The organism is Sphingomonas faeni (assembly GCF_040407495.1).
Classification (GTDB): Bacteria; Pseudomonadota; Alphaproteobacteria; order Sphingomonadales; family Sphingomonadaceae; genus Sphingomonas; species Sphingomonas faeni_D.
On record NZ_JAPZPP010000002.1, the window covers coordinates 17,803 to 43,096 of the forward strand.

The window sequence follows — 25,294 nt, forward strand, 5'->3', positions numbered from 1 at the left end:
GATAACCAGGGCGGCGCAGGGTCACTTGCCGATCAGGACGTCGCTCGCCTTCACCAGTACCGTAACTGTGTCGCCGGTCGCGAGCGCTAGATCCGCGATCGCTTCCTCGGTGATGTTGGCCGTGACGACGTTGCCACCGCCGATATCGACCTTGATCGAGCCATTCACGGCACCGGGCGTGATCGAGACGATCGTGCCAGAAATCTGATTGCGTGCGCTGATCTTCATAAGCTTGCTCCGTTGGATAAAGGCGCGGTCTAGCAACGACTTGATCAGTCCGCCACCGGCTCCAGCAGCACGACCGAAACCACTTCCCCCGCGAGCAGATCCGCTACCTTTTCCCCCGACGCCAGCGCGGTATCGCCCCACCAATCGCCGACGTCGGTCAGGTGAAGGTCGGCGCAGCGGAGCGCGACCACACAGCGCAACGTCACGCCGTCATGCATGCGCCGGAACGCCATCACCTGATCCGCACGCACGCCCGTAACGGCGATCGGCGCGTAGTCCCCCGCCGCGAACACTTTCGGGTGCTGACGCCGCAACGCCAGCAATCGTTCGATCAGCGCCATCTTGGGCGGCGCGCCTTCGCCTTGCTTCGTCCGCAACGAGGAATAGTCGACCGGACGTCGATTGTCGGGATCGACCAGGCTGAGATCGGCGATCTCGGTTCCCTGATACAGGTCGGGCACACCGGGCACGGTGTAGCGCAGCGCCACCTGCGCAAGACCATTCGCCGCCGCCGCCGGCGCAATCCGTGCGACGAACGCGGTGACGTCGTCGAGAAACGCCTGCGATTGATCGGGATCGAGCAACGCCCGCGCCAGTTCGTGACAGCGGGTTTCATAGGGTTCGTCCGGCGCTTCCCACGACGAGCGGAGCTTGGCCTCGCGCAACGCCTTTTGCTGCCAGGCGACGACACGGTCGGCATAGTCGGACAGCCCAGCGGCGTCGGTCGCAGCCAGCCCCTCGGGCCACGCGCCGACCAGCGTCTGGAGCAGCATATACGCGTCGCCGGGATCCACCCCCTTGGCAAAGGGGTCGGCCAGTACCAGCCATTGCTCGACGCGGGTGCGCCAAAGATCGGGGAGCTCGCTCAGCACCGCGAGCCTTGCACGGACGTCCTCACCACGCTTGTGATCGTGCGTCGCGGTGGCGAGCATCGCCATTGGCCAATCGCGGGCGCGAGCAATCATCGCTTCATGAAACGTGTCGATGCCCAACAACATGCGTGCCGCGTCGAAGCCGACGTCGTTGCGCGAGAGCAGCCGGCCATAGCGGTAAAAAGCCGTGTCCTCGACTGCCTTGGCCGCGATCGGTGCTGAGAGTTGCTGGAATTTACGCACGGCTTCGGCAGCGAGTGCCGTATCGCCGGGACCATCGCCGGCGAGCCATGACAGGATGCGATCGACCACCTCGCCTTCGCCCGGCGGCACGAATTGCGCGACACGCTCGCGGACCATGTTGCGGATCGCGGCATCCAATGCCGGTGCGGCGCTGCCCGTCCCGTAGGTACGATAGACCGGGAAGACCCAGAGGAGGCGCTCGATTGCACGGTGCAGCATGCCCTTCGTCAGCGCGGCGCATTCCGGGGTCGACCGCGCCAGTTCCAGAAACGCCGCCACACAGCGGCGATGCTGCGCGTCGAACTGCCATGCGAGCAATTCCTGGCGCGCGCGCAGTTCCTCGGGCGCGAAGTCGGCGGAGCGGCCGCTGACGTCGGCCCAGAGTTTACCGAGCGGGTCTGCTCCGGCAGCCGCATGCAGCAATGCCGTGACCTGCTCCATGAAGTCGTAGCCGCTGGTCCCGTTGACGCCCCAGTCGGTGCTGAGCGGTTCGCCGTCGGCCAGGATCTTCTCGATGACGATGTAGGCAGGGCCGGCGGGTGCGTCGGCGGGGCGTTCGATCGCGTCGAGGCGCGCGCGGAGGTTGCGACAATAGCCGGCTGGGTGGGTCAGCCCGTCAACGTGATCGACGCGGACGCCGTCGATCAGGCCCTCCGCGTAGAGGCGGAAATAGAGCGCGTGCGTGGCCTCGAACACGATGGGGTCTTCGGCGCGGAGGCCGGCGAGGTCGTTGATCGTGAAGAACCGCCGCCAGTTAAGTTCGTCGTTCGCCACGCGCCACGAGGCAAGGCGGTAATGCTGGCGATCAATCAGCGCGGCGATGTCGTCGGTCGCGGCGGTGGCCTGGTCCTCGTCGCGGAGGGGTAAGCGGTGATCGCCATATGCTTCGAGGACGTAGCGGCCGCCGACCTGCTCGACCTTGAGCGCACCGCTTGCGATCGTTTCGGCAAGCTGATCGCCAAGGATCGGAAGGACGAGCTTCTCGCGCCAGTCGATGTCGAAGTAGCACGCGTATTCGCTGTTTTCGCCGCGTCTTAGGACGTCATTCCACCACGCGTTCTCACCCCCGGCAACGCCCATGTGGTTCGGAACGATGTCGATGATGACGCCCATGTCGCGCGCGCGAAGCGCTGCAACGAGGCTGCGGAACGACTCTTCGCCGCCAAGTTCGGGGTTGATTCGGGTCGGGTCGACGACGTCGTAGCCATGCGTTGACCCGCTGCGGGCGGTCGTGATCGGCGAGGCGTAGAAGTGGCTGATTCCGACCTCGTCGAGATACGGCACCAGCGCTTCGGCATCGGCGAAGGTGAAGTCCTTGTGGAACTGGATGCGGTAGGTTGCGCGCGGCGTGGTGGGGGCGGTCATGCGGGTCTCTTGGCGTTGAGCGTGTCGATGCGGACGGTGACCTCGGGGCGGGCGAGCAGCGCCTCGGTCGTGCCGGGCATGCGGCGGCGCCAGTTGGGATGTTCGTCGATCGTGCCAGGGAGGTTGGGTTGCTCGACCAGCCCGGCGAGGTCTTCGATCGGGATGATGGCGAGCGCGCAGGGCGTGCTGGCGACATGGGCAATGGCGGCGTCGACGACAGGGCCAGTGTCTTCGGGAGTTGGCTGTTCAGTCCCGGTGCCGAATGCAGACCAGAGCGCGACGCGATCCTCGGCGCGAGCGGCGAGGTCTGCGGGTTTGTCGGCGGCTTCCGACTTACGTCCAAGGTCCCATGTCCAGTCAATATCGCGACCGCTCCACCAGCCGGCCACGGTGGCAAGGTCGTGCGTACCGGTCATCGCCACCGCATCGGGCGACCATGTGGCGGGTGGGACGAAGCCGTCCGCGTCACGCTCGAACCAGAGAACGCGCATGCCGAGCATGGCGCGGGCGTCCATCGCCTCGCGGAACCCGTCAGGGACGGTACCGAGGTCTTCGCCGATGACGATTGCCTTGGCCCGCTGCGATTCCAGCGCGACAATCCGCATCAGGTCGTCGAACGGCATGTCGAGGTACGCGCCCTCAGCGGCAGACGCGCCTTCAGGAACAACCCAAAGCCGGCGCAAGCCGAACGCGTGGTCGATGCGGATGCCGCCGGCATGCGCAAGCGCTGAGCGGATCGTCGCGATGAAGGGAGCGAACGCAGCATCGCGCAGCGCTTGCGGATCGAAGCCGGTGATGCCCCAGCTTTGCCCATCCGGCCCGAGCGGATCAGGCGGCGCGCCGATCGAGAGGCCGGTCAGCAAGTCGCCGCGCCGGCTCCAGCCGTGGCTGCCGCCGGGATCCATGCCGACGGCGAGATCGGCGATGAGGCCGATCGCCATGCCGGAATCCTTGGTAGCCATCTGCGCAGCGTCGAGGTCGCGGTGGGCCAGCCACTGGAGGAAGATGTAGAACGTGACGTCGTCCGCATGCTCCGAGACGAAGCGGCGGACGGTGGGACTAGCGGGATCGTGATACTCGGCGGGCCATTGCTGCCAGCCGCGTGCACCCGTGGTCGCGAAGAAGTGCGCGTGGAGGGCGTCGAACTCGGCATGGCGTTCGAGGTCGCCGCCGCCTTGTCGCCTGAACGCTGTCAGGGTTTCTACAATCTGTGGAAGCGCTTGGTCGAAGCTCTTGCGTAGTCGTGCGAGCTTTTCGGGGATCGCCGCGTGCCAGTCGATCAGGTCGGGGAAGTCGCGGCTGTCGGACTTTGCGCCGAATGCGGCCGGGTCACCGTAGAGGCCGTTGAGGAATTGCCGGCTCGAGGGTGCGTAGGGGCTGTACCGGCTGGCGTCGGCGGGGAACAGCGCGTGCGTCGGGCTGATCGCGAGGGCATCGGCGCCATGTTGGCCGAAGGCTCGGGCGGCATCGGCTAACGAAACGAAGTCGCCGAACGGCTTCGGCGCGGCGGTGCGAAGGCTTGGTATCTGGACGGCGGGCGCCCAGAGTTTGCGGCCCGGTAGCGCGTTGGCGATCGTGTAGCAGCGGCGTGGCGCGACGAGAATATCGATGACTTCGCCATTGATTTCAAGCTTGTGGTAGCCGCTCTTGCTTATCGGACTCAGCTCTCCCTTATCGATCGTGACGGAGCGCGTCGTACCGTCTTCGAACGTAAGTTCGGCTTTACCTGATACCTCTGATGTCAGCCGGATCGGGTCTCCCACATCGACGGACAAGAAGCGGACGCCCTGCGCGTCTCGCGCCCCGATCGCGGCGAGGCTGTCGTCGATCTGCTTTTCGCTTGCGGACGGATGGCCCAAGCAGTCCAGGATTGCCTGCAGCGCATCATCGGCGACGGTCTGGCGACGACCCGCTGCATCCTGCCATTCGGGTTGCAGGCCGGCGGCGGCAGCGAGTTTTCGGAGGCTGCTCATCGATCCAGCCAGACTGCAACGCTGGCAGCCTCACCGGGTTCGCCATCGGCGAAGATCGGCGAAGCCTTTAGTGGAGGAAAATCAACGACATCGTCGCCGAGGTTGAGCACAATAGTCAGGATTGCGCCGTCACCCATTTTCCAGCGCGCGACGACCGCCCCCTCCCCGATCGCCTCGGCACCAATTGCGGTCGTATCGCGCAGGCGGGGGATGATCTGCTCGTGTCGGATCTTGAGCAGGGCGCGGTACAGGTCCTGCCACTCCGCGACATCGGCGCCGGGCCGTGCTCGCGATTGGAGGAAGGTTTCGTGCGCGTTGGGGTCGGGGATTGCCTCGCGCGCTTCGGGATCGGCGAAGGCGGCGAACTTGGCGAACTCCTTCCGTCTGCCTTCGCGCACCGCGTCGGCGAGCTCGTCGTGGAAGTCGGTAAAGAACAGGAACGGGCTTTCGCTGCCGTGCTCGTCGCCGATGAAGAGCAAGGGTATCTGCGGGCCGAGCAGCAGCAACGCGGTCGCGACGCGGAGCTTCCGGCGGTCGGCGAGCAGCGTCAGGCGTTCGCCCATCGCGCGGTTGCCGATCTGGTCATGGTTCTGGAGGAACGCGACGAACGCGGTCGGCGGCAGGTGCGCGCTGGGCTTGCCGCGCGGCTTGCCGTCGTGGTTGGGGGAGTCCTCCCCCTGGTAGATGAAGCCTTCGCCGAGGCAGCGCGCTAAGCGTTCGGCGGGGCGGTCGGCGAAGTCGGCGTAATAGGCGCTGGTCTCGCCGGTCAGCAGTACGTGCAGGACGTTGTGGAAATCGTCGTTCCACTGCGCATCGAACGCCGCGGGGTGGAGCCGGTCGGCATCGTTCCCCTCGTTCTCGAGGACGAGGTGGACGTGGCGGCCTTCGGTTTTCTCGCGGAGTTCGGCCGCCATCGCGTCGAGAAAGGCGTCGTTCTCGATCGCGTGGACCGCGTCGAAGCGGAGGCCGTCGAACTTGTACTCGTTCAGCCACATCAGCGCGTTGTCCACGAAATAGCGGTGGACCGGGGCCTGGTCCACCGCGACCGCGCCGCCCCAGGGGGTGACGACTTCGGGGTGGAAGAAGCCCTTTGCATAGGCGCCGAGGTAGTTTCCGTCGGGGCCGAAGTGATTGTAGACCACGTCGAGGAACACGGAGAGGCCGAGTTCGTGGGCGCGGTCGACCAGCGCTTTCAGGTCGTCGGGGGTGCCGTAGCTCTCGGCGGGGACGTAGGGCAGCACGCCGTCATAGCCCCAGTTGCGCGTGCCGCCGAACGCGTTGACGGGCATGAGCTCGATCGCGGTGATGCCGAGCGCGGCGATCGCCGGGAGATGGTCCGCGACGCCTGCGAAGCCGCCGAGCGTGCCGACATGGACTTCCTGGATGACCATCTGCTCCCACGGGCGGCCTCGCCAGTCTGGGGTACGCCAATCATAGTGGTGATCGACGACGACGCTCCAGCCGTGGACGCCGCCGTCCTGCGCGCGCGAGGCCGGGTCGGGAACGGTCATATCGTCCGTAAGCCGGAACCGGTAGCGGGTGCCAGCGCCGACCGAGACCTGGGTACTGAACCAGCCTTCTTGTTCGCGGGTCATGGGGACCGCGTCGCCGTTTGCGATCTCCAGCGTCACCTCGTCGCGGTCGGGTGCCCAGAGGCGGAAGATCGTCCCGTCGTCGGCGAGCGTCGGTCCCCAGGTCATGCTGCGGCGATCGTCCATGACAGCAGTGCTGCGCCCTGTGGCGGGAGTTCGTAGCTATCCTTGATCGGCGTCGCGCCCTGTTCCGGCTTGCTGCTATCGATCAGCACGGTGCGCTCGACCTCGGCCGGCGGCGGCATGTGGAAGGTCAGCGGGCCTTCCGAAGCGTTGAGCAGCAGCGAGATGACCTGCACCTCGCCCGACTCCCGCTCGCACGCACGGCGCATCACCAGCGCGCGGCCATTGGTGTTCTCCCAATCCTCGGGCGTGAGTTGCAGCCCGCGCTCGTCCCACCATTCGATGTCCTTCAGGCCCTCGGCTGGCGTGTCCTCGCCGTAGAGAAAGTTGCCGGCGCGGAGCATCGGGTAGTCGCGGCGGAGGGCGATCAGGCGCGCGGTGAAGTCGATCAGCGCGTCGCCCTCGGGGGATTTGGCCTTGTTCCAGTCGAGCCAGCTGATTTCGTTGTCCTGGCAGTACGCGTTGTTGTTGCCGTTCTGCGTGCGGCCGAACTCGTCGCCCGCGACCAGCATCGGCGTACCGAGCGAGGCGAACAGCGTGGTCAGCATCGAGCGCATCACGCGCGATCGGGTCTCGAGGATCGCGGCGTCTTCGGTCGGGCCTTCGACGCCCCAGTTGCGCGAGCAGTTGTTCGAGTGGCCATCGTTATTGTCCTCGCCGTTCGCCTCGTTGTGGCGCTCCTCGTAGGCGACGGTGTCGGCGAGCGTGTAGCCATCGTGCGCGCCGAGCAGGTTGACGCTCGCCCAGGGGCGGCGTGCGCGGCGATCGAACAGGTCGGCGGAGCCGGTCAGGCGCGCGGCGAGATCGGCGCGTTGCGCGTGGTCGCCGCGCCAGAATTTCCGCACCGTGTCGCGGTACTTGTCGTTCCACTCGGCGAAACCGGGGGGGAAGTTGCCGAGCTGATAGCCGCCGGGGCCGATGTCCCAGGGCTCGGTGATGAGCTTCAGCTTGCCGAGCACGGGGTCCTGGCGGAGCACGTCGAAAAAGCCTGCACCGGGATCGAAGCCGGTATCCGTACGGCCTAGGGTCAGGCCGAGATCGAAACGGAAGCCGTCGATGCCGAAGCTGGTCGCCCAGTAGCGGAGCGAATCCGCGACCATCTGGATGACGCGCGCCTTTGTGAGGTTCAGCGTGTTGCCGGTGCCGGTGTCGTTGATCGAGTAGCGGGGGTCGTCCTTGACGAGGCGGTAATAGCTCGCGTTGTCGAGGCCGCGCCAGGAGAGCGTCGGGCCCTGCTCCGAGCCTTCGCAAGTGTGGTTGTAGACGACGTCGAGGATCACCTCGATCCCGGCCGCGTGGAGGCGGCGGATCGAGCGGCGGAGTTCGTCGTGGCTGTCGGTGGCAAAGAACGAGCGCTCGGGCGTGAAGAAATTGAGGGTGTTGTAGCCCCAGTAATTGCGCAGGCCCTTTTCCTGAAGAAAGCGGTCCTGGATGTAGGTGTGGATCGGCAGCAGCTCGATCGCGGTGACGCCGAGGCGCTTGAGGTGATCGATGACCTTGGGGTTGCCGAGCGCCGCGAAGGTGCCGCGTTCGGAGGGCTGGACCTCCTCGAACAGCCTGGTCAGACCCTTGGTATGCGCCTCGTAGATCACCGTTTCGGACCACGGCGTGTTCGGGCGCACGTCGCGCGACCAGTCGAAATGGCTGTCGGTCACGACGCCCTTCGGCATCGTCAGGGAATTGTCGCGGCGATCGAAGCTCAGGTCGGCGCGAGGCGACTTGACCTGATAGCCGTACATCGCGTCGGTCCAGCGGAGTTCGCCGATCATCTGCTTGGCGTACGGATCGAGCAGCAGCTTGTTCGGGTTGAAGCGGTGACCTTCCTCGGGCGCGTACCGGCCGTGCGCGCGGTAGCCGTAGACGAGGCCCGGCTGCGCGTCGGGGAGGTAGCCGTGCCAGACTTCGTCGGTCCATTCGGGCAGCGCGTACCGCTTCAGTTCGCGGCGACCGGTCTCGTCATAGACGCAGAGCTCGATCTTCTCGGCATTGGCGGAATAGACCGCGAAGTTGACGCCGAGGCCGTCGAACGACGCGCCGAGGGGATAGGCCGAGCCGGCGTCGAGCGTGTCGGGCAGTAGATGCAATGCGAGGACCCTTTTCGTGTCGCCGGACCAACTTTATCGCGGTGCAGCATTCCTTGCCGTGAAACCCGCCCGCCCGTTCCTATGTTCCGCATCGAGCAGCGAGTTTTCGCCGTACTCCTCTACGATCAAGGGACACGTCCATGCCTTATTCCATCCGATCGATCTTCGCATGAGCGGGCCGAAACTGTTCGAGCCGCTTCAGGTCGGCAATCTGACGCTCGCGAACCGGATCGTGATCGCGCCGATGTGCCAGTATTCGGCGGTCAACGGCTGCATGAACGACTGGCACCAGATCCATCTGGGACAGCTGGCACTGTCGGGCGCGGCGTTGCTGACGATCGAGGCGAGCGCGGTGCTGCCCGAGGGGCGGATCACCTACGGCGACGTCGGGCTGTACGACGACGCGACCGAGGCGGCGATGGCGGGCGTGATCGAGAGCGTGCGGCGCTGGTCCGATATGCCGATCGCGATCCAGCTCGCGCACGCCGGGCGGAAAGCGTCGTGCGAGGTGCCGTGGAAGGGCGGACTCCAGATCGCACCGGGTGAGCCGAACGGGTGGCAGACCGAGGGGCCCTCGACGGTGTCGTTCCTGCCCGAGGAGAACGCGCCTGTCGCGCTCGACCGTGACGGGCTGGCGAAGGTGCGCGATGCGTTCGTCGCCGCGACGGTGCGCGCAGCACGGCTCGGGATCGACGTGATCCAGTTGCACGGCGCGCATGGCTATCTGCTGCACGAGTTCCTGTCGCCGCTGTCGAACCGCCGCGAGGACGAGTATGGCGGCAGTCTCGAAAACCGCATGCGCTTCCCGCTCGAAGTGTTCGATGCGGTTCGGGCTGCGTTCCCGGCCGATCGCGCTGTGACGATGCGCGTGTCGGGCACGGACTGGGTCGAGGGCGGCTGGGATTCGGAGCAGACCGTGGCGTTCGCCAAGGCTCTGGAGGCACGGGGGTGCAGCGCGATCCACGTATCGAGCGGCGGAAATTCACCGGCGCAGCAGATTCCGGTCGGGCCGAGCTATCAGGTGCCCCTGGCGCGGGCGGTGAAGCAGGCGGTGTCGATCCCGGTCGTCGCGGTCGGGCTGATCACCGATTACGAGCAGGCCGAGGCGATCGTCGGGACGGGCGATGCGGACTTGATCGCGCTGGCTCGGACGATCCTGTATGATCCGCGCTGGCCTTGGCATGCGGCGGCGCATCTTGGGGGCAAGGTAAAGGCGCCGAAGCAGTATCTGCGGTCGCAACCGCGGCAGTTTAAGGATCTGTTCGAGGGGTAGGGGCGACTCTGCAATCCTCCCCCGCCAGGGGGAGGTGGCGCGGAGCGGCGGAGGGGGAGGACACGAAACAGAGGTTTCGCGTGCCTCCCCCTCCGTCAGGCTGCGCCTGCCACCCCCCCCCTGGCGGGGGAGGATTCTTCGGTTCCGCTCCGACACCGTCCGCGTTAGCCGGCGACGGTCATTACCGAGCCTGAGTCCACGCGGATGTCCGCCCCGTTGATGAAGCTCGCGCGCTCCGAGCACAGGAACAGGATCGCCGACGCCACCTCGTCCGCCTTGCCGCGACGCTTCAAGGTCATGCCGGGGCGTTCTTCCTCCAGGAACGTCTCGATCGCCTCGTCGAAGCTCATGCCCTTCTCGTCGGCGCGCTTCTGCATCATCTTGTCGGTCATCGGCGTCGCGATGAACGCAGGCGACACGGTGTTGACCAGCACGTTGTCGCAGCCATACGCCTTCGACAGTCCCTTCGACAGGCTGGAGATCCCCGCCTTCGACGCGCAATAAGCGAGTTCGTCGACATAGGGCTGCACCGCGTCCTCCGAGCTCATCAGCACGATGCGACCCCATTTCGCGGCACGCATAGCCGGGATCGCCTCGCGGCAGACACGGACCGCACCCATCAGGTTGATGTTCAGCGTCGAATGCCAGCCCTCGTCGTCGACCTCCAGAAAATCGCCGGTCGCACCGGTCACGCCCGCGCAGTTGACGAGGATGTCCGGATCGCCGAGCTGTTCGCGGACCTTGGCGAAGAGCGTCTTGACGTCGTCGAGCCTGGTCACGTCCGCCTCGACCGCGATCACTTCACCGAGCGACTGCAGATCCTCGATGCTCTTGGCCAGATCGCCGCCGGGCTGGTCGGTGATCGCGACCCGGACGCCCTCCTGCAACAGCATCCGGGCGGTCTCCTTGCCCATGCCGCTGTCGGCGCCGGTGACGAGTGCGATCTTGCCTGCGATATCGAGATTCATGGCGTATTCCTTAAAGTGTCGGAGAGCGTAACCCGTTCAGACGCCTAGAGTTTCCTCAGGCCCACGCCCTCGGCCCGCCATCGTTCAGCGCGCGGTCGAGGTAGAAGGCGGCGCTGATCAGTGCGAGGTGGCTGAACGCTTGCGGGAAGTTGCCGAGGAACGTCCCGTCCTGCGCGATCTCTTCCGCGAACAGCCCGAGGTGATTGCCATGCGCGAGCAGTTTTTCGAAGTTCAGCCGCGCCTCGTCGAGCCGCCCTGCCCGTGCCAGGCATTCGACGTACCAGAACGAACAGGCGACGAACGTCCCCTCCTGCCCCGGCAGGCCGTCGTCGATCCTGTAGCGATAGACCTGCCCGTCGTCGGACAGGTCGTCGCCGATCGCCTTCAATGTCGCCAACCATTTGGGATCGGTCGGGCCGATGAAGCGGACCAGCGGCATCATCAGCAACGCGCCGTCGACCGCCTTGTCCTCAGGTGTATCGCCTTTCGCGCGGACGAACCGACCGAGATCGTCGTTCCAGAAATTCGCCCAGATATCGTCGCTGATTTCGGTCCGCGTCTCGGACCAGCGGACCAGCGGCGCGGGGAGCGAGCGTTTCTGCGCCAGGCGGACGGCACGGTCGACCGCGACCCAGTTCATCAGGCGGGAATGGAGGTATTCCTTGTCTGGTCCGCGCACTTCCCAGATGCCCGAGTCCGGATCGCGCCACGTATCGCAGACATGGTCGACGACGCGGATGATCGCCTGCCAGGAGTCGTGCGCGAGCGGCTCGCCGTATTTGCTGCCGAGATAGGTCGCATCGAGCAGCGCGCCGTAGATGTCGTGCTGCGTCTGGCCGTTGGCGTCGTTGCCGACGACGATCGGGTTGGCGCCCTCGAAGCCATTGAGGTCGAGCTTGCGTTCGGACGCGACCTCGCCGCCGTCGAGCGCGTACATCACGCCGAGATGCCCCTTCGAACAGGACTGCGCGCGGTCCATCGCCCAGTGCATGAAGCCGACCGCCTCGTCCTGAAAGCCGAGCCGCAGCAGCGCGTAGACGGTGAACGAGGAATCGCGAATCCAGGTCGCGCGGTAATCCCAGTTGCGGACGCCGCCGGGCGCCTCGGGCAGGCCGAACGTCGCTGCCGCCGCGATCGAGCCGTGCTTGCGCGAGGTCAACAGTTTCAACAGCATCGCCGAGCGCTCGACGGTCTCGCGCCAGCGTCCGCGGTAGAGGGACTGGCGGCTCCACGTGCGCCAATAGGCGATGTCCTTCTCGACGACCGCATCCAGTGCCTCGGCATCGAGCGACACGTCGTCCGGGTTGCTGAGCACCAGCGAAACGGTGTCGCCCTCCGCCAGCACGATCTCCGCGGTCAGGTCGCAGCCATCGGCGACCAGCGACGCCTTGGCATGCAACGCCAGCGCGAGCCCGCATTCGTGATCGAACCTGCCGCGCGATACCTCCGCCTCTCGGCCCGTAACCGATGCGGTTCGCCCTTCGGTCCCGTAATCGAACCGTGGCGCACAGCGGATGCGGATCGTCGCCTCGCCGCGCGTGCACGTGATCCGGCGAACCAGCCGCGACGGCACGTCCTCGTCCGCATTCCCGACCGGCATCAGGTCGACGAGGTCGATGCTCGCCTGCGCGCCCATCCAGCGGGTCATCAGGATGTTGGTCTCGGGCAGGTACATCTGCACCACGCGCGCGTCCGGCAGATCGGGTTCGATCGCGAAATGCCCGCCCTTGTCGATATCGAGCAGGCGCGCGAACACGGTTGCGCTGTCGAGGCACGGCCAGCACAGATAATCGATGCAGCCGGTCGTATCGACGAGCGCGATCGTCTCGAGATTGCCGATCGCGCCGTGATCGGCGATCGGCGTCGTGGCCGGCTCAACCATTGTCGCGGAAGCCGGGGTAGAGCGACATGCCGCCGTCGATCGTCAAGGTGGACCCAACGATGTAATCCGCCGCATCCGACGCCAGGAACAGCGCCGCGCGGGCCACGTCGTCCGGATCGCCGACGCGGCCGTAGGGGATCAGTTCGAGCAGCTTGTCCTGATCCGCCGTCGCGTCCGCGTTGATCGCGGTGGCGATCGCGCCGGGGGCGATGCCGTTCACGCGGATACGGTCGCCCGCCACCTCCTGTGCGAGCGTCCGCATCAGCATCCCGCTGCCGCCCTTCGACGCCGCGTAATTGGCATGGCCTGCCCAGGGGATGACCTCGTGTACCGAACTCATGAAGAGGATCTTGCCGATCGCCCGGCTGACGCCGCGGTCGCCCTGCTTGCGGAACCGCCGCACGGCTTCGCGCGAGACCAGGAACTGGCCGGTCAGGTTGACGTCGATGACGCGCTTCCAGTCCTCCAACGTCAGATCGGCATAGGCGGCGTCCTTCTGCATGCCGGCATTGGCGAACACCACATCGACCCCGCCGAACCGCGCGACCGTCTCATCGAACAGGCGGATGACGGCCGCCTCGTCGGAGGTATCGGCCTGGAAGGCGAACGCCTCGCCCCCGGCCTGTTCGATCCGCTCGACGACGTCGCGCGCCTTATCCTCGCTGCTGTTGTAGTTGACCGCGACGCGCGCACCGGCGGCGGCAAAAGCGATCGCGGTGGCGCGCCCCAGCCCCGAACTGGCACCGGTGACGATCGCGGCCTGGCCCGTCAGGTCGATATGCATGGCTAGTCTTTCGGTTGGGAATATCCCGCCCCCAACGCGCTCCGGCCCGCCTTCTATCCCTCGCCCGGCAATCTTGCTGATCTGCGTTAAGTGGCCGTTTTCGGTGCAACTCTTAGCCCGCCCCGCGCGCTGTGGGTCCTGAGAAGCTACGAGGACGCCACATGACCAAGACCATCGCCAAGGATACCGGCACGCCCCCGCAGGGCGCCAAGTTCGAGACGCAGATCGGCGAAGGCGGCGAACTCCACCAGATCGCCAGCGGCGACGGCGACGTGTTGACGACCCAGCAGGGCATCCCGGTGTTCGACGACCAGAATTCGCTTAAGGTCGGCGATCGCGGGCCGACGCTGCTCGAGGATTTCCACTTCCGCGAGAAGATCTTCCACTTCGATCACGAGCGTATCCCCGAGCGCGTCGTCCACGCGCGCGGGTACGGCGCGCATGGCACGTTCACGCTGAACGAAAGTCTCGAAGAGTTCACCAGCGCTGGAGTGCTGACCGAAGTCGGTGAGCAGACGCCGATGTTCGTCCGCTTCTCCACGGTCGCGGGCAATAAGGGCTCGGCCGATCTGGCGCGCGACGTGCGCGGCTTCTCGGCAAAGTTCTACACCAAGGAAGGCAACTGGGACATTGTCGGGAACAACATCCCGGTGTTCTTCATCCAGGATGCGATCAAGTTCCCCGACCTGATCCATGCCGCGAAGCAGGAGCCCGACCGCGGCTTTCCGCAGGCACAGACCGCGCATGATAATTTCTGGGATTTCATCAGCCTGACCCCGGAATCGATGCACATGGTCATGTGGATCATGTCCGATCGCACGATCCCGCGCGGCTTCCGGTTCGTCGAGGGCTTCGGCGTGCACACGTTCCGGCTGATCAACGCCGAGGGCAAAGGCACCTACGTCAAGTTCCACTTCAAGCCGAAGCTCGGCCTGCAGTCGGTCGCGTGGAACGAGGCGGTCAAGATCAACGGCGCCGATCCCGACTTCCATCGTCGCGACCTGTGGGACTCGATCAGCCAGGGCAACTTCCCCGAGTGGGACCTGGGCGTCCAGCTGTTCGACGACGAGTTCGCCGACAATTTCGAGTTCGACGTGCTCGATGCCACCAAGATCATTCCGGAAGAGCAGATTCCGGTACGGATGATCGGCAGCTTCAAGCTCGACCGTCTCGTCGACAATTTCTTCGCCGAGACCGAGCAGGTCGCGTTCTGCACGCAGAACGTCGTGCCGGGGATCGGCTTCACCAACGATCCGCTGCTGCAGGGCCGCAACTTCTCGTATCTCGATACGCAGCTGAAGCGGCTCGGTAGCCCGAACTTCACGCATATCCCGATCAATGCGCCGAAGATCCCGGTGAAGAACTACCAGCAGGACGGTCACATGGCGATGCGCAACCCCAAGGGTCGCGTGAACTATGAGCCGAACAGCTGGGATGGTCCCCGTGAGAGCCCGACCAAGGGCTACAAGCATTTCTCGTCGCAGGAGACGGGGCGCAAGGCTCAAGTGCGATCGGCGACATTCGCTGATCACTATAGCCAGGCGCGGCAGTTCTTCATCAGCCAGACCGAGATCGAGAAGAAGCATATCGGCGATGCGCTGACGTTCGAGCTGTCGAAGGTCGAGCGGGTCGATATCCGTGCGCTGATGGTCGGGCATTTGCTCAACATCGACGAGAAGCTGGCGAAGACGGTCGCGACCGGGCTTGGCCTGAAGACGATGCCAAAGGCGGTGAAGGCTGCGGTCGAGCCGCGGAAGGACCTGCCTGCTTCTGACGCGCTAAGCATCCTGAAGAACACTAGCGGCAGCTTCGAGGGTCGCAAGCTTGGCATCCTCGTCACCGACGGTGCTCCGGCAGCGATCGTGCAGGCTCTGGTCGACGGGATCGTTGCGGCGAAGGCCACGTACGAGATAATCGCGCCGAAGGTGGCCGGCGCAACGCTCGACGACGGGACGCTCGCCGAGGGCAAGCAGAAGATCGATGGTGCGCCGTCGGTACTCTACGATGCCGTCGCGATCGTAGTGTCGGCGGACGGCGCGAAGAAGCTCGGCAAGGATAAGACCGCCAAGGACTTCGTCAGCGATGCGTTCGGGCATGCCAAGTTCATCGGCTTCAACGCCGACGCGAAGCCGTTCCTGGAAAAGGCCGGCATCGAGGACGAGGACATGGACGACGGCGTCATCGCGCTGGACAGCAAGGGCGACGTTGACACGTTCCTTAAGACGCTCGGCAAGCTGCGGATCTGGGATCGCGAACTGAACGTCGACCTCGACGCACCTGCCTTCGAAGACCCCGAGGCGGCTTGATCGCTTCGAGACAGACTAGGTCGTCGCCACCGTACGCTCAGCGTGCGGTGGCGATCGCCATTCCGGTCAAGAACGAAGACCAGTATCTGGGCGGATGCCTCGACGCGCTGGATCGTGCGGCGGGGTGCTTTGGTGGCAAGGTCGTCATCGTCGCGATGGCGAACGACTGCACCGATGGCACGATCGATATACTAACGAACTGGCGGCCGACGCATGCGACTCTCGCATGGTCGGCCGTTTCGCTTCTTCCGGGGGCACGGCACGCCGGCTGGGCGCGGCGCCTTGCGCTAGATGCAGGCGCGGACCTGCTGACCCATCATACGGATTTGTTGCTGTCGACCGACGCGGACACGAACGTCGCCGCGAATTGGATTGTGCGTATCGTCGCGCATATCGATGCGGGTAACGATGCCATTGCCGGTCGGGCGTTGACGCTTCGCTCCGATCGGGCGAGCCTTGGCGTGGCGGCACGGCGGCGGCTCGATCAACTCGGCCGCTATTACACCGCGCTGGATTATCTCCGCGCTCGCGCCGAGACTGAAGCCCACGATCCCTGGCCTCGCCATTTCTATGAGGGCGGCGCGAGTATCGCGGTCACCTACGCAATGTATCGCCGGATCGGTGGCGCGCCTACCCCGCCCGTTGCCGAGGACCGCGCGCTGTTCGATAGAATACGCGCACATGGCGGACAGGTGAGGCACCCGCTCGACGTCCGCGTCTTCACGTCCTGCAGGATTTCGGGACGAGCACCCGGTGGCATGGCGGACGCGGTCGCGCGGTGGATCGACCAGCCGGTCGATGCGCCGCTGCATGAGACTTATGCGGTGACGGCGGCGCTCGATCCAGCCTCCGCAAACCCGGGCAACCAACTCAGCTTCGCGACGCTACCCGCTGCAATTCGTGAGGCGCAGGCGCTGATCCGCTTAACCCGCGTCTTCCAGACGCCAGAGGTCGAGCCGGTACGCTTCGTGCCGGTCGCTGCGAACGACCGCAACCCGGTCACCGAGCGCAGCGTGCAGTTCGGCAACGGCCTCGTCCCCGCTTTTGGGATAGTCGGTCTCGCCGATCCAGTGGACCAGCATCACATACCCGCCTGACGCGATAGCCGAGCGGGCATACGCGGCCAGCCGGACGATGTCGGTGCTATCCCAGTAATAAACCACTTCCGACAGCAGGATCAGGTCGAAAATGCCGGCAGGCGCCTCGTCGGGAAGCCGCCGACGTTCGATACGGATATTGGGTTGATCGGCGCACCGGACTCGCGCCGCCGCCACCGCGGTTTCCGACACGTCTAGCGCCAGCAACGCATCGCAGCGGGGCCCGAGCCGCGCGGTCAGGACGCCGTTCGCGCAACCGACCTCCAGCGCGTTCTCGAACCGGTCCTTGGGCAAGGCTGCCAATGTCTCGTCATACTTGGCCGCTTCGTACGGGCTCGTCTCGAACTCCCAGGGGTCGCCCTTGTCCTTGTAGAGTGCCTCGAAATAGTCGGGCTCGATCGAGTGTTCACGACGCATGCGGGATCTCCAGCAACAGGGTGTTCGGCCGGTCCATCAGCCTCACCATGGCATTGGGAAGCCGAAAATTCTCGCGCGCGCCGACGATACGCCCGCCGCGCTGGCTGCGGTGGCAGGCCATTGCGCGGCGCTGTCTTGGCCGACCGGATGCGGTAGCGATCGACACTATGCGGGCGCCGCGCACGCGCTCGGTCAGGTCGGGGACGGTCCAGCCCCAGACGAGATACTGCCAAAGACGGCAATGCGCGCGCCGCGCTACCGCCTCGGCGAGTGCGGCGGCGGCCTCGTGGTCGCAATGCGGTTCGCCTGCCCATGTCACGGCAATTTGGCGAACGCCGCGGGCTTTGCACCACGCGGCCAGTCGATCGACGCTGCGCACGAACAGCGGATCGCCCTTTGAAGCCGGCGATGCATCGGGCCAATCCAGGTAGAGCGCGTCCTGCTCGCCACCCAGGGCCTTCAACGCCGCCTGCGCCTCGGCGCGCCTCAGCCCCGCGATCCGCTTTCCGCTCCAGCCCGGCGCATCGGGATGCGATCCCGCGCCATCGGTCAGGAACGCGGTATGAACCCGGCCACCGGCTGCCGTTACCGAGGCGATGAACGCGCCGCAGCCGAGCGTCTCGTCATCGGGATGCGGCGCCAGCACGAGCCAGGGCCCCTGCCCCGCCGCCGTTCTGGCCGATATCCGCCGTGCGCGCCGCGTGAGATTGCTCCAGGCCTTGCCGCCCGGTGCTACCACCACCGATCGTCGCCCCAGCAATCATCCTCCAGCCACGCCGCCGCCGCCCGGTCGCGCGCCTGGTCCGGGACCGGCTGGCGCAGGTAGAGCCCCAGATCGCGCGTGATCCGGTCGATCCGGCTGGCCGCGAAGAACGAGGCGGTACCGACCGAGCGCGCCGCCGCCTCCATCGTCTTCAAGCCCGCCTCCTCGACCACACCGCGCGTCATGAGCACGAACGGGATCGCCTCTGCAGCCTGCGTTTCAGCGAGATGCGCGGCGCGACGGACCCATAGTCCGGCGCTGCGCGTCTCCGTCAGGCATGCCGCAAACCGCGCACGTTGGATCGGATCCGCACCCTTCCCGGTCTGGACGAGATGATCGCGCAGATGCCGGACCAAGGCTTCGATGGCGCCAAGCTGGACGGCCGTGAACCGCCACGCGCCCGCGCTGAACTTTGGTTCGGTCTCGTATACGTCCGGCGCTCCAATCATGCCCTCGGGACCGATTGGCATGTCGGAAAAATCGAACAGGCCGCTGCCGGTGCCCCGCATGCCGCGAACCTGCCATCCGCTATTGTCGGCACGCGCGGTCTCACCGGCGATCGCGACGAGGACGAGTTGCTTGCCACCGGTTTCATTGCGCGCCGTCACGAGAATCTGTTCCAGGTGCCCGGCCCCCGTCGCGAAACTCTTCCGCCCATCGAGCCGCCAGCGGTTATTACCGTCCTGCCGGATCGATAGGCCCGGCGTTGGCTCGGTATTCCAGACCCCGCTCACTCGCCCTGCGTCGAGACCGCGGGCCAGCGTCTGCCGCTGCGCGTCGTCGCCATAGACCGAAACCAGCTGCGCGGCGTTCACATGGCCCTCGAACACGCGGCCAAGGCTCAGATCGGCACCGCCGATCGCACGCAGTACATCGACCAATGCGTCGGTCCGCTCGGGGGTGGAAACATCGACGAACCCGGCAAGCGCTCTCACCTCGTGTAGCGCTGCAATGCGTGCAGCGGGGAACAGTTCGTCTCCGTTTGCACGATCCCATTCCGCGGCCAATGCGCGAACGGCTTCCAAGGTCGTCCAGTCCTTCGGATGGATCGGCGATCGAGCCGGTGATGTCATGGCCAGTGGATCAATCCCCGCGCGCTGCGAACCATCCGATACGGTCGCTGTGCAGCTAGAACGCCGGAACGCTGCGAGCGTTGCGTGTCTTGCCCCCGGCAACGGTTAACCAGATCCAAATTCGTCCCGAACCTTTGGTTAACGCTTGGCCGGCATCGTGGCGCGATCGGAAGGGATCGGATCGATGGCTCGGAAACAGGATATCTTCGCACTGGTAGGCAAGCGGATGTGTGCGTCGCCGCGCCACGGTAATATGGATGCAGATCATGACCTGCCGCCGATCGCAGACCTGATCCGGCGAATCGATCGCGCGCTGCTGGACCGTCGCGCAGCGTGAACGGCTAGTCGTCCGCGCCAGCCATGCCGATCGCGGACGCATACATCTGCGCCGCGCGCCGTTCGCGCGGATCTTCGAACGCATGCGTCGGATCGGGCGCATCGCCGGTCGCGCGCAACACTGCCCATAACGCGAACCGGCGGCCGGGCTCACGCTCGGTGCCAAACGCGAGCGCCACGCGGTCGCGTCCCGCTTCGAGCGCCTCGGGACTGAGCGTGTCGATGTTGGTCGTGCCGAAGAAATGATGCGAAATCGCGTCTAGGTCCATGCGGGCGACCTAGCCGACCGACCGCCCCCCGCGCAATCGGCGGGGGCAATTCGGCACCATCAGTCGGCGGCGGAATCGCAACGGTTGCGATCGCGCCGCTCTCCGCTTAGACGCCGTCGTCCGGCTCGTCGGAGCGCCGGTACGGAAGAGTGTCCGAGTGGTTTAAGGAACTGGTCTTGAAAACCAGCGATGGGGTAACTCATCCGTGGGTTCGAATCCCACCTCTTCCGCCAACCCATGCATTCAGGTTGTCTCACAAGGTCTCGTAACCCCGCAGACTGCCTCGGGTTTTGGGTTGCGGTTTGTCTCACACGACATCATTGAACACCAATGCAGCGTAACAAATCAGGGGGCACTTTCGGGGCACCGGTCCGGCCAGATGGGGGCACTGAATGCTGACCGATCGGGCGTGTCGTCAGGCGAAGGCTACGGAGAGGCCTTACAAGCTGGGCGATGCACACGGGCTCTACCTGTTCGTGATGCCGAGCGGCTACAAGAGCTGGCGCTGGAAGTATCGAATCGGCGGGAAGGAAAAGCGCATCGTGTTCGGTGCCTACCCGGACGTTTCGTTGCAAGAGGCCAGGGACCTGCGCGAGGCAGCTTCGCGGGAACTTCGCCGCGGCACGGACCCGGCAGTGGACAAGCGACAGAAGGCAGCAGCGCAGATCGCCCGAGCGGGCAACTCGTTCGAGATCATCGCGCTGGAATGGCACGCCAGCCAGGCACCAACCTGGTCGACGCGGCATTCAGCACTCGTTCTCAGCACACTGCAGAAGGACGTGTTTCCGAAGATCGGCAAACTGCCGATCGATGCGATCACGACACCGCTGGTGATCGAAGTGCTTCGTCCGATCGAACAGCGGGGCGCAATCGAGACCGCGCACCGGGTGCGACAGCGCATATCGGAGATCTTCGCGCGGGCGATCGGTGCCGGGATAGCGACGGCCGACCCGGCGGCGGTCGCTGCGAAGGCATTGGCTCGCGTGCCGAAGGGCAAGTTTCCGGCGGTACGGACGGCCGAAGCAGCGGCGGACGTGTTGAGGTCGGTGGAAAGCACGCCGGGGCATCCGCTGACCAAGCTTGCCTCACGACTACTGGCGTTGACGGCGGTACGATCTGGCGTGCTGCGCCTGGCGCAAGCCAGCGAGTTCGAGAATTTGGACGGCCCTTCCCCGCTGTGGCGAATACCGGCCGCGAAGATGAAGCTGGTTTTGGAGCGCAAGGAGGACGTTGCGTACGAATTTCTCGTGCCCTTGTCCTCACAGGCGGTGGCAACGGTCAAGGTAGCCATGGCTTTTTCCGGCAATGCACCGCTGATATTTCGGAGCATCCGACATCCGCGCAAGCCGATCAGCGACAGCACCGTGAGCAAAGCTTATCGGGACGCCGGTTTCGCCGGCGTGCATGTGCCGCATGGCTGGCGCTCGACATTCTCCACCGTGATGAACGAGCTGGCGGGCGAGCAGAACCGGGTCGGGGATCGGGCGATAATCGACTTGATGCTGGCGCACATACCGACTGGCATTTCGAGCAACGAGGGCGCGTACAACCGCGCTGCATACATGCCACGCCGGCGCGAGCTTGCGCAGGAATGGGCAGACATGCTGATCCGGGATCTGGTTCCCCCGGAAGCGCTACTTATTATACCTCGACGCTGACCGGCGTGGGAGCAGCGGCATGACCGCGCGCTCCCTTTTTAAGATCGTCGGCGGCAAGGCCACCAAGGGGCATCGTACCGGGCAACCCGTACGCCGCAGCAGCTATCGCGCCGGTGAGCGCGAGCAGCGGTACTGGCGGCCGTTCAACAAGGCGGAACGCAATGCGCGCATGCGCGCTGCCGAGACGTATGATCGGAAGCACAAGGTTGCCGGCAAGCGTAACGGACCGCTCGGCGCGATCGGCGTCGACGTGCTGCGCGAGCTGATGCGGATGATCGACTTCAAGACGGGCAGGCTCGAGCCCGCCATTGCAACGCTGGCAGATAGATTGCGCCGGTCGCGGGGCGCGATCGTCAGCGCGCTCGCGCGTCTTAAGGATCACGGCTTCCTCAACTGGATCCGACGGTTCGAACCGATCGAAGACCCCGACGCCTTCGGCCCCCAGGTGAAGCAGGTCACAAACGCCTATTGGTTTGGCCTGCCGAAGGAAGCGGCCGATATGGTCCGCCGCATGATGGGCAAAGGACCAATGCCGGACGACGAGGTGACCCGTAGGAAGGCCAACGAAGAGGAAACCGCAGCGATGCTGGCGACGATCTCGGCCGAGGACTTGGCGGCATTCCGTGCCGGCGACGAGTCCCCTCTCGCGAAAGCTCTCGCTTCGCTAGGCCGTCGCGTAGACCTCTGTAACGCGAATTCACCGGGTGGTCAGAACCCGACCCTTCAAGGTTAAATATGACAGGAACGCCGTTGGCGTGCGCAGATTTGCTGCTCCACCAAGCCCCCGAGGCCCCGAACCCAACGGGTTCAACATCCAGCGACCGCTGGTGAGCGTGCCGGCTTGCGCCGTCCCGTGCATCCTAGGGAGGATGCGCGAATTCTGGGGCATCAAGTCCACCGTCGGCACGCTCGTTGCAGCGTGAACCAATTTGAGAGGAAAATTACCTTGCCGGAGCAGCTTAATACCAGTTCAAATGCGAACGATGTCGCTAGCGTCAATGGTCGGAACCAGCTTATGAGAGGGCAAGGCCTGTAGGAGCGTTGCGCTCACGCACGTGCACGATGAGGGGCTGCGATAGTGGATTGGAAGCAAGTTACAGTTAATGCGATCACTGCGCTATTTATCGCCGTCCTCTCGGGCGTTCTTGTCTGGGTTTTTACTAGAACCCCTGTAAGCAAGGAGGGTTTAACCTACTCCATAACGCAGGCAGGAGGATTTGGAACTGGCGATAACCGCCTGACCTTCTACGCTATCAACGTCAGCAACCGTGGATCTGTTAAAGCCGAAGACGTGACGATTAATATCAACCAAAAATCGTCTGCCAGTTTGTTTCAGAACCAATCACAATATGCCCGGCCCATTCCACGTGACTTGAAGTCTTCCAGGCGAGGCGCGGGAATTGCAGTCACGATCCCGAACTTCTTGCCTACTGACAGGGCAAGATATTCTCTCGTCTATAAGGGACTGTCGTCCACACCTGAGGTTTTGATACGCTCAAACGGAGGGGTTGGGACAAGAGACGACAGCGATGGTAAAGATAAAACCGCTTTCAGTTCCCGGCTGAAATTGTTCGTTATGTTCGCCACATTTGCAATATCAGTAATCGCTTCCCGATTTGCGTCTAGGTTCCTTGTTACGAAAATTGACCCTTTCCGAAAAAATGACTTTAATAATTCCGCGTTTCTCTTGATGCATGCCGGACTTTTTGACCTTGCGTCTGATGTTATACATCATGCAATCCGCAATGGACAAACAGGACCATTGGTATTGTCAAATCTTGCGGCCATAAAGTCGGCCCAAGGACCATCTGAAGATTCCCACAAGCTTATCGGAATTGCTCATTTATGGGCAAATGATAAGCGGTCACGCAGCATCGTACTGTTTAATCAGTTTATACATTTATACTACCGAGACGATAAAAAATCTGCCCTTGAAACCCTTAAAATGGCTCTCTCTACAGACAAGGTAGTGCTTGGCTACTGCAAGCAAAGCTTGATTGTGCTAAAGATGATCAAATCCGACGAACCCTTGAAAAATCTCATAGCGTCTTTTGATAAGCCTCGAACAGCGGCCATTGCTTCGTGACCCGTACGGCTCATTCTTCTGCCCCTTTCACTGAAGCGCCGTGACACCGTGACGCACACGCTAGCGTAGCAATTCGAGGCCCCCATCTCGGCATGCCACAGCTCGGTTTTGGCGCGTCATGGAGAGCGTTAAAACCCTTTTGCTGAAAGCATGCAAAGGCGCTCGACGCTGCACCGGATTGCACCGGTTCGACGTCGGTTTGAAACTAGGCAAAGCCAAGGATCTACGCCGACTTATCGAAGCTTCGACATTGCACCTTTTCAGATACGGAAAGACCGCGGGCGAGGCGGGGGGAATAGCGTGTTTCTCGGGGTCGCAGGTTCAGGGGGCGGCGGGCCCAGCCTCGTCAATTTTGTAATTTTCTTTCGCGTAATTTTGTTGCATCGACCCGACCGGCCCCGCGCTTGGCGTTCCCTGTCTGTTCCGCTATACCGTCGGCATGGAACACGCACCCGAGTCGATGCGCCGCGCCGCACAGCCCTTCAGCCAGACGCACAACCTGATCGCTGAAATCCTGCCCGACATCCGCCCATGCGAAATGCAGACGATCTACTTCCAAGCGATGGAGGATGGTCCGCAGACGCTGCTCGCGCCGATCGAGGCGGAGTTCGCTCGTCGCGGCCTGTCGCCATACGCGACCTACTCAACCGACTACCTCTGATGGGTGGCATGATCACCGCGGAGCGGATCGCGTCGCTGATCGAGGACGCCCCCGCCTGGGCGCTGATCGGCCTCGCTGCGCCGGGGAAGAGCCTGCGTGCGGCTGCCCAACTCGAAGTCGCGCAGCATGTGTACGGCGGTCTATTCCAGCCGATGAACGCCGAAGCGACACAGATCCCCTTGCCTTGGTGACCTATGGGCAACGCGCGTTTCAGGACGCTCGGCGACTTTGCCAAACATGACGCGAATGTCGGTGCTGTCTGCGGCCATTGCGGTCGTAAAGGGGTCGTGCACCGAGACGTGCTCGCCCGCTGGTGCTTTCTCAAGCGGGTGAACAGCGCGATCGAGAACCTGCCGCGATACCTGCGCTGTTCGAAATGTGGAGGCCGGCCGAACAGGATCGTTCCTACGCCGCTGCCGCCATCCTTCCCACTCTACGGTCGGGACGAACGGCACTGGAAGCGGTTCGAGCGAAGGCTGCGAGGTTAGACCGACGACAAGCATCGGGTCGAACCATGCGACGCAATCAATGGAGAATATCGATGACTGATGACCACGAAGACGCGCCGGCCCTGGCGTTTGGCGCCTGGCTGCTAACCCAGCGCGATGCCGGTGGCTTCGTTGGGCAACTCGCCAACGCCGCGGCGATCGACCGCGCGTTTCCGAGATCCGGCGACGTCGACGCGGCGCGAAAATGGCTACAGGCGAACCGCGCCAGTGGAGATGACTGGGAAGCGCTGGAGGATGCCGAAACCAAATGGTTGGCCGCCGGCGGCTGAACTGATCAGGACGTCGCGGGCTTGCGTGGCCGGTATGGGAAGGATAGCGGACGGGCTGCTTTCGGGCGCGAGAAGCCGGAAGCTGCCACTGCCTATATGAGGGCGATCCGTGGCTGCACACGCTGAGCCACCATCGTCAGCAACCCGCGATCGTCGTTTGCTAAGGTCAAATAGCTAAGAGCATGCTCGTAATATATCCGCAGGGACGACCCGTCGAATAGCAGGGTTCCCTCGACGAAATCCTCGTCCACGATATAGTTAGGAAGCGAGACGGAGCGGAGCGGGTGTTGTGCTAAAGCCTCTGCGATCTCTACAAGCATGGCACGGAATGGCGTCGTATAGTTGAAGCTGTCCAACACCCAAAAGACGAGTTCCCAGCCGCCTTGTGAATCAGCCTTAATCTGTAACGGGGCTCTGACCTTAATCATCGACTGCATGATGGCGGCTATCAAGCATCAGGTCC

The 25,294-nt window shown here is 64.3% G+C and carries 22 protein-coding genes, 1 tRNA gene and 1 pseudogene; 11 read left to right on the forward strand and 13 right to left on the reverse strand.

What is annotated here, in order from left to right:
* Window positions 1-21: 21 nt before the first annotated feature.
* The 5 genes from O6W96_RS04795 to glgX are packed head-to-tail and all read right to left on the reverse strand — an operon-like array spanning window position 22 to window position 8,480.
* Window positions 22-228 (reverse strand): TOBE domain-containing protein, encoded by a 207-nt coding sequence (locus tag O6W96_RS04795; protein ID WP_192976138.1) that lies wholly within the window; start codon window positions 226-228, stop codon window positions 22-24.
* Window positions 229-272: 44 nt separating this feature from the next.
* Entirely contained in the window at window positions 273-2,708 is a 2,436-nt protein-coding gene (gene treY, locus O6W96_RS04800; RefSeq protein ID WP_353468534.1) for a malto-oligosyltrehalose synthase, read from the reverse strand.
* On the reverse strand, window positions 2,705-4,681 hold the full coding sequence (gene malQ, locus O6W96_RS04805) for a 4-alpha-glucanotransferase (RefSeq protein ID WP_353468535.1): 1,977 nt from the start codon (window positions 4,679-4,681) through the stop codon (window positions 2,705-2,707). Before malQ ends, treY begins: the two co-directional genes overlap by 4 nt.
* Window positions 4,678-6,381, reverse strand: a complete 1,704-nt coding sequence (treZ, locus tag O6W96_RS04810) for a malto-oligosyltrehalose trehalohydrolase (protein ID WP_353468536.1) — start codon at window positions 6,379-6,381, stop codon at window positions 4,678-4,680. Before treZ ends, malQ begins: the two co-directional genes overlap by 4 nt.
* On the reverse strand, window positions 6,378-8,480 hold the full coding sequence (glgX, locus tag O6W96_RS04815; protein WP_353468537.1) for a glycogen debranching protein GlgX: 2,103 nt from the start codon (window positions 8,478-8,480) through the stop codon (window positions 6,378-6,380). Before glgX ends, treZ begins: the two co-directional genes overlap by 4 nt.
* A 169-nt stretch (window positions 8,481-8,649) precedes the next feature.
* Between glgX and O6W96_RS04820 the strand changes: the two genes are divergently transcribed.
* The gene (locus O6W96_RS04820; RefSeq protein WP_353468538.1) at window positions 8,650-9,753 is read left to right on the forward strand and encodes an NADH:flavin oxidoreductase/NADH oxidase; all 1,104 of its coding nucleotides are present in this window, start codon (window positions 8,650-8,652) and stop codon (window positions 9,751-9,753) included.
* Window positions 9,754-9,917: 164 nt separating this feature from the next.
* Here O6W96_RS04820 and O6W96_RS04825 read toward each other — a convergent pair whose 3' ends face one another.
* Genes O6W96_RS04825 through O6W96_RS04835 form a run of 3 tightly spaced genes read right to left on the reverse strand, consistent with a single transcriptional unit; the run spans window position 9,918 to window position 13,387 of the window.
* On the reverse strand, window positions 9,918-10,721 hold the full coding sequence (locus tag O6W96_RS04825) for an SDR family NAD(P)-dependent oxidoreductase (RefSeq protein WP_353468539.1): 804 nt from the start codon (window positions 10,719-10,721) through the stop codon (window positions 9,918-9,920).
* A gap of 55 nt (window positions 10,722-10,776) precedes the next feature.
* The gene (locus O6W96_RS04830; protein ID WP_353468540.1) at window positions 10,777-12,603 is read right to left on the reverse strand and encodes a glycoside hydrolase family 15 protein; all 1,827 of its coding nucleotides are present in this window, start codon (window positions 12,601-12,603) and stop codon (window positions 10,777-10,779) included.
* Window positions 12,596-13,387, reverse strand: a complete 792-nt coding sequence (locus O6W96_RS04835) for an SDR family oxidoreductase (RefSeq protein WP_353468541.1) — start codon at window positions 13,385-13,387, stop codon at window positions 12,596-12,598. The genes O6W96_RS04830 and O6W96_RS04835 overlap by 8 nt, the downstream gene beginning before the upstream one ends.
* Window positions 13,388-13,548: 161 nt before the next feature.
* On the opposite strand from O6W96_RS04835, the gene O6W96_RS04840 reads away from it, so the two are divergent.
* Both O6W96_RS04840 and O6W96_RS19685 read left to right on the forward strand, forming a co-directional pair.
* On the forward strand, window positions 13,549-15,693 hold the full coding sequence (locus tag O6W96_RS04840; protein WP_353468542.1) for a catalase: 2,145 nt from the start codon (window positions 13,549-13,551) through the stop codon (window positions 15,691-15,693).
* A 47-nt stretch (window positions 15,694-15,740) separates the two neighbouring features.
* A pseudogene (locus tag O6W96_RS19685) lies at window positions 15,741-16,106 on the forward strand (glycosyltransferase); the annotation flags it as partial.
* Between the two features lie 510 nt (window positions 16,107-16,616).
* Here O6W96_RS19685 and O6W96_RS04850 read toward each other — a convergent pair.
* The 3 genes from O6W96_RS04850 to O6W96_RS04860 are packed head-to-tail and all read right to left on the reverse strand — an operon-like array spanning window position 16,617 to window position 19,043.
* The gene (locus O6W96_RS04850) at window positions 16,617-17,207 is read right to left on the reverse strand and encodes an SAM-dependent methyltransferase (RefSeq protein WP_353468543.1); all 591 of its coding nucleotides are present in this window, start codon (window positions 17,205-17,207) and stop codon (window positions 16,617-16,619) included.
* Entirely contained in the window at window positions 17,197-17,949 is a 753-nt protein-coding gene (locus O6W96_RS04855) for a PIG-L deacetylase family protein (RefSeq protein WP_353468544.1), read from the reverse strand. Before O6W96_RS04855 ends, O6W96_RS04850 begins: the two co-directional genes overlap by 11 nt.
* A complete protein-coding gene (locus tag O6W96_RS04860; protein ID WP_353468545.1) occupies window positions 17,940-19,043 on the reverse strand; it encodes an acyl-CoA dehydrogenase family protein in 1,104 nt (367 codons plus the stop codon). The genes O6W96_RS04855 and O6W96_RS04860 overlap by 10 nt, the downstream gene beginning before the upstream one ends.
* A gap of 184 nt (window positions 19,044-19,227) precedes the next feature.
* On the opposite strand from O6W96_RS04860, the gene O6W96_RS04865 reads away from it, so the two are divergent.
* A complete protein-coding gene (locus O6W96_RS04865; RefSeq protein ID WP_353468546.1) occupies window positions 19,228-19,380 on the forward strand; it encodes a hypothetical protein in 153 nt (50 codons plus the stop codon).
* 4 nt (window positions 19,381-19,384) lie between these two features.
* Here O6W96_RS04865 and O6W96_RS04870 read toward each other — a convergent pair whose 3' ends face one another.
* On the reverse strand, window positions 19,385-19,648 hold the full coding sequence (locus O6W96_RS04870) for a hypothetical protein (protein WP_353468547.1): 264 nt from the start codon (window positions 19,646-19,648) through the stop codon (window positions 19,385-19,387).
* A 143-nt stretch (window positions 19,649-19,791) separates the two neighbouring features.
* Here O6W96_RS04870 and O6W96_RS04875 point away from each other — a divergent pair.
* The 7 genes from O6W96_RS04875 to O6W96_RS04905 all read left to right on the forward strand — a co-directional run bounded on the left by O6W96_RS04875 (window position 19,792) and on the right by O6W96_RS04905 (window position 24,831).
* A tRNA-Ser gene (locus O6W96_RS04875) sits at window positions 19,792-19,881 on the forward strand.
* 159 nt (window positions 19,882-20,040) lie between these two features.
* Window positions 20,041-21,306, forward strand: coding sequence for a tyrosine-type recombinase/integrase (locus O6W96_RS04880; protein WP_353468548.1), 1,266 nt, complete (start codon window positions 20,041-20,043; stop codon window positions 21,304-21,306).
* A 19-nt stretch (window positions 21,307-21,325) separates the two neighbouring features.
* Window positions 21,326-22,039, forward strand: coding sequence for a replication protein A (locus O6W96_RS04885; protein ID WP_353468549.1), 714 nt, complete (start codon window positions 21,326-21,328; stop codon window positions 22,037-22,039).
* Window positions 22,040-22,384: 345 nt separating this feature from the next.
* Window positions 22,385-23,392 carry a hypothetical protein gene (locus tag O6W96_RS04890; RefSeq protein WP_353468550.1) on the forward strand — a complete coding sequence of 336 codons (1,008 nt, stop codon included), beginning with the start codon at window positions 22,385-22,387 and terminating at the stop codon, window positions 23,390-23,392.
* 439 nt (window positions 23,393-23,831) lie between these two features.
* The gene (locus O6W96_RS04895; protein WP_353468551.1) at window positions 23,832-24,053 is read left to right on the forward strand and encodes a hypothetical protein; all 222 of its coding nucleotides are present in this window, start codon (window positions 23,832-23,834) and stop codon (window positions 24,051-24,053) included.
* Window positions 24,053-24,244 carry a DUF6771 family protein gene (locus tag O6W96_RS04900; protein ID WP_353468552.1) on the forward strand — a complete coding sequence of 64 codons (192 nt, stop codon included), beginning with the start codon at window positions 24,053-24,055 and terminating at the stop codon, window positions 24,242-24,244. Before O6W96_RS04895 ends, O6W96_RS04900 begins: the two co-directional genes overlap by 1 nt.
* A 350-nt stretch (window positions 24,245-24,594) precedes the next feature.
* The gene (locus O6W96_RS04905) at window positions 24,595-24,831 is read left to right on the forward strand and encodes a hypothetical protein (protein ID WP_353468553.1); all 237 of its coding nucleotides are present in this window, start codon (window positions 24,595-24,597) and stop codon (window positions 24,829-24,831) included.
* Between the two features lie 92 nt (window positions 24,832-24,923).
* Here the strand turns inward: O6W96_RS04905 and O6W96_RS04910 are convergent, their stop codons facing one another.
* Window positions 24,924-25,268 carry a hypothetical protein gene (locus O6W96_RS04910; protein ID WP_353468554.1) on the reverse strand — a complete coding sequence of 115 codons (345 nt, stop codon included), beginning with the start codon at window positions 25,266-25,268 and terminating at the stop codon, window positions 24,924-24,926.
* Between the last annotated feature and the right edge of the window lie 26 nt (window positions 25,269-25,294).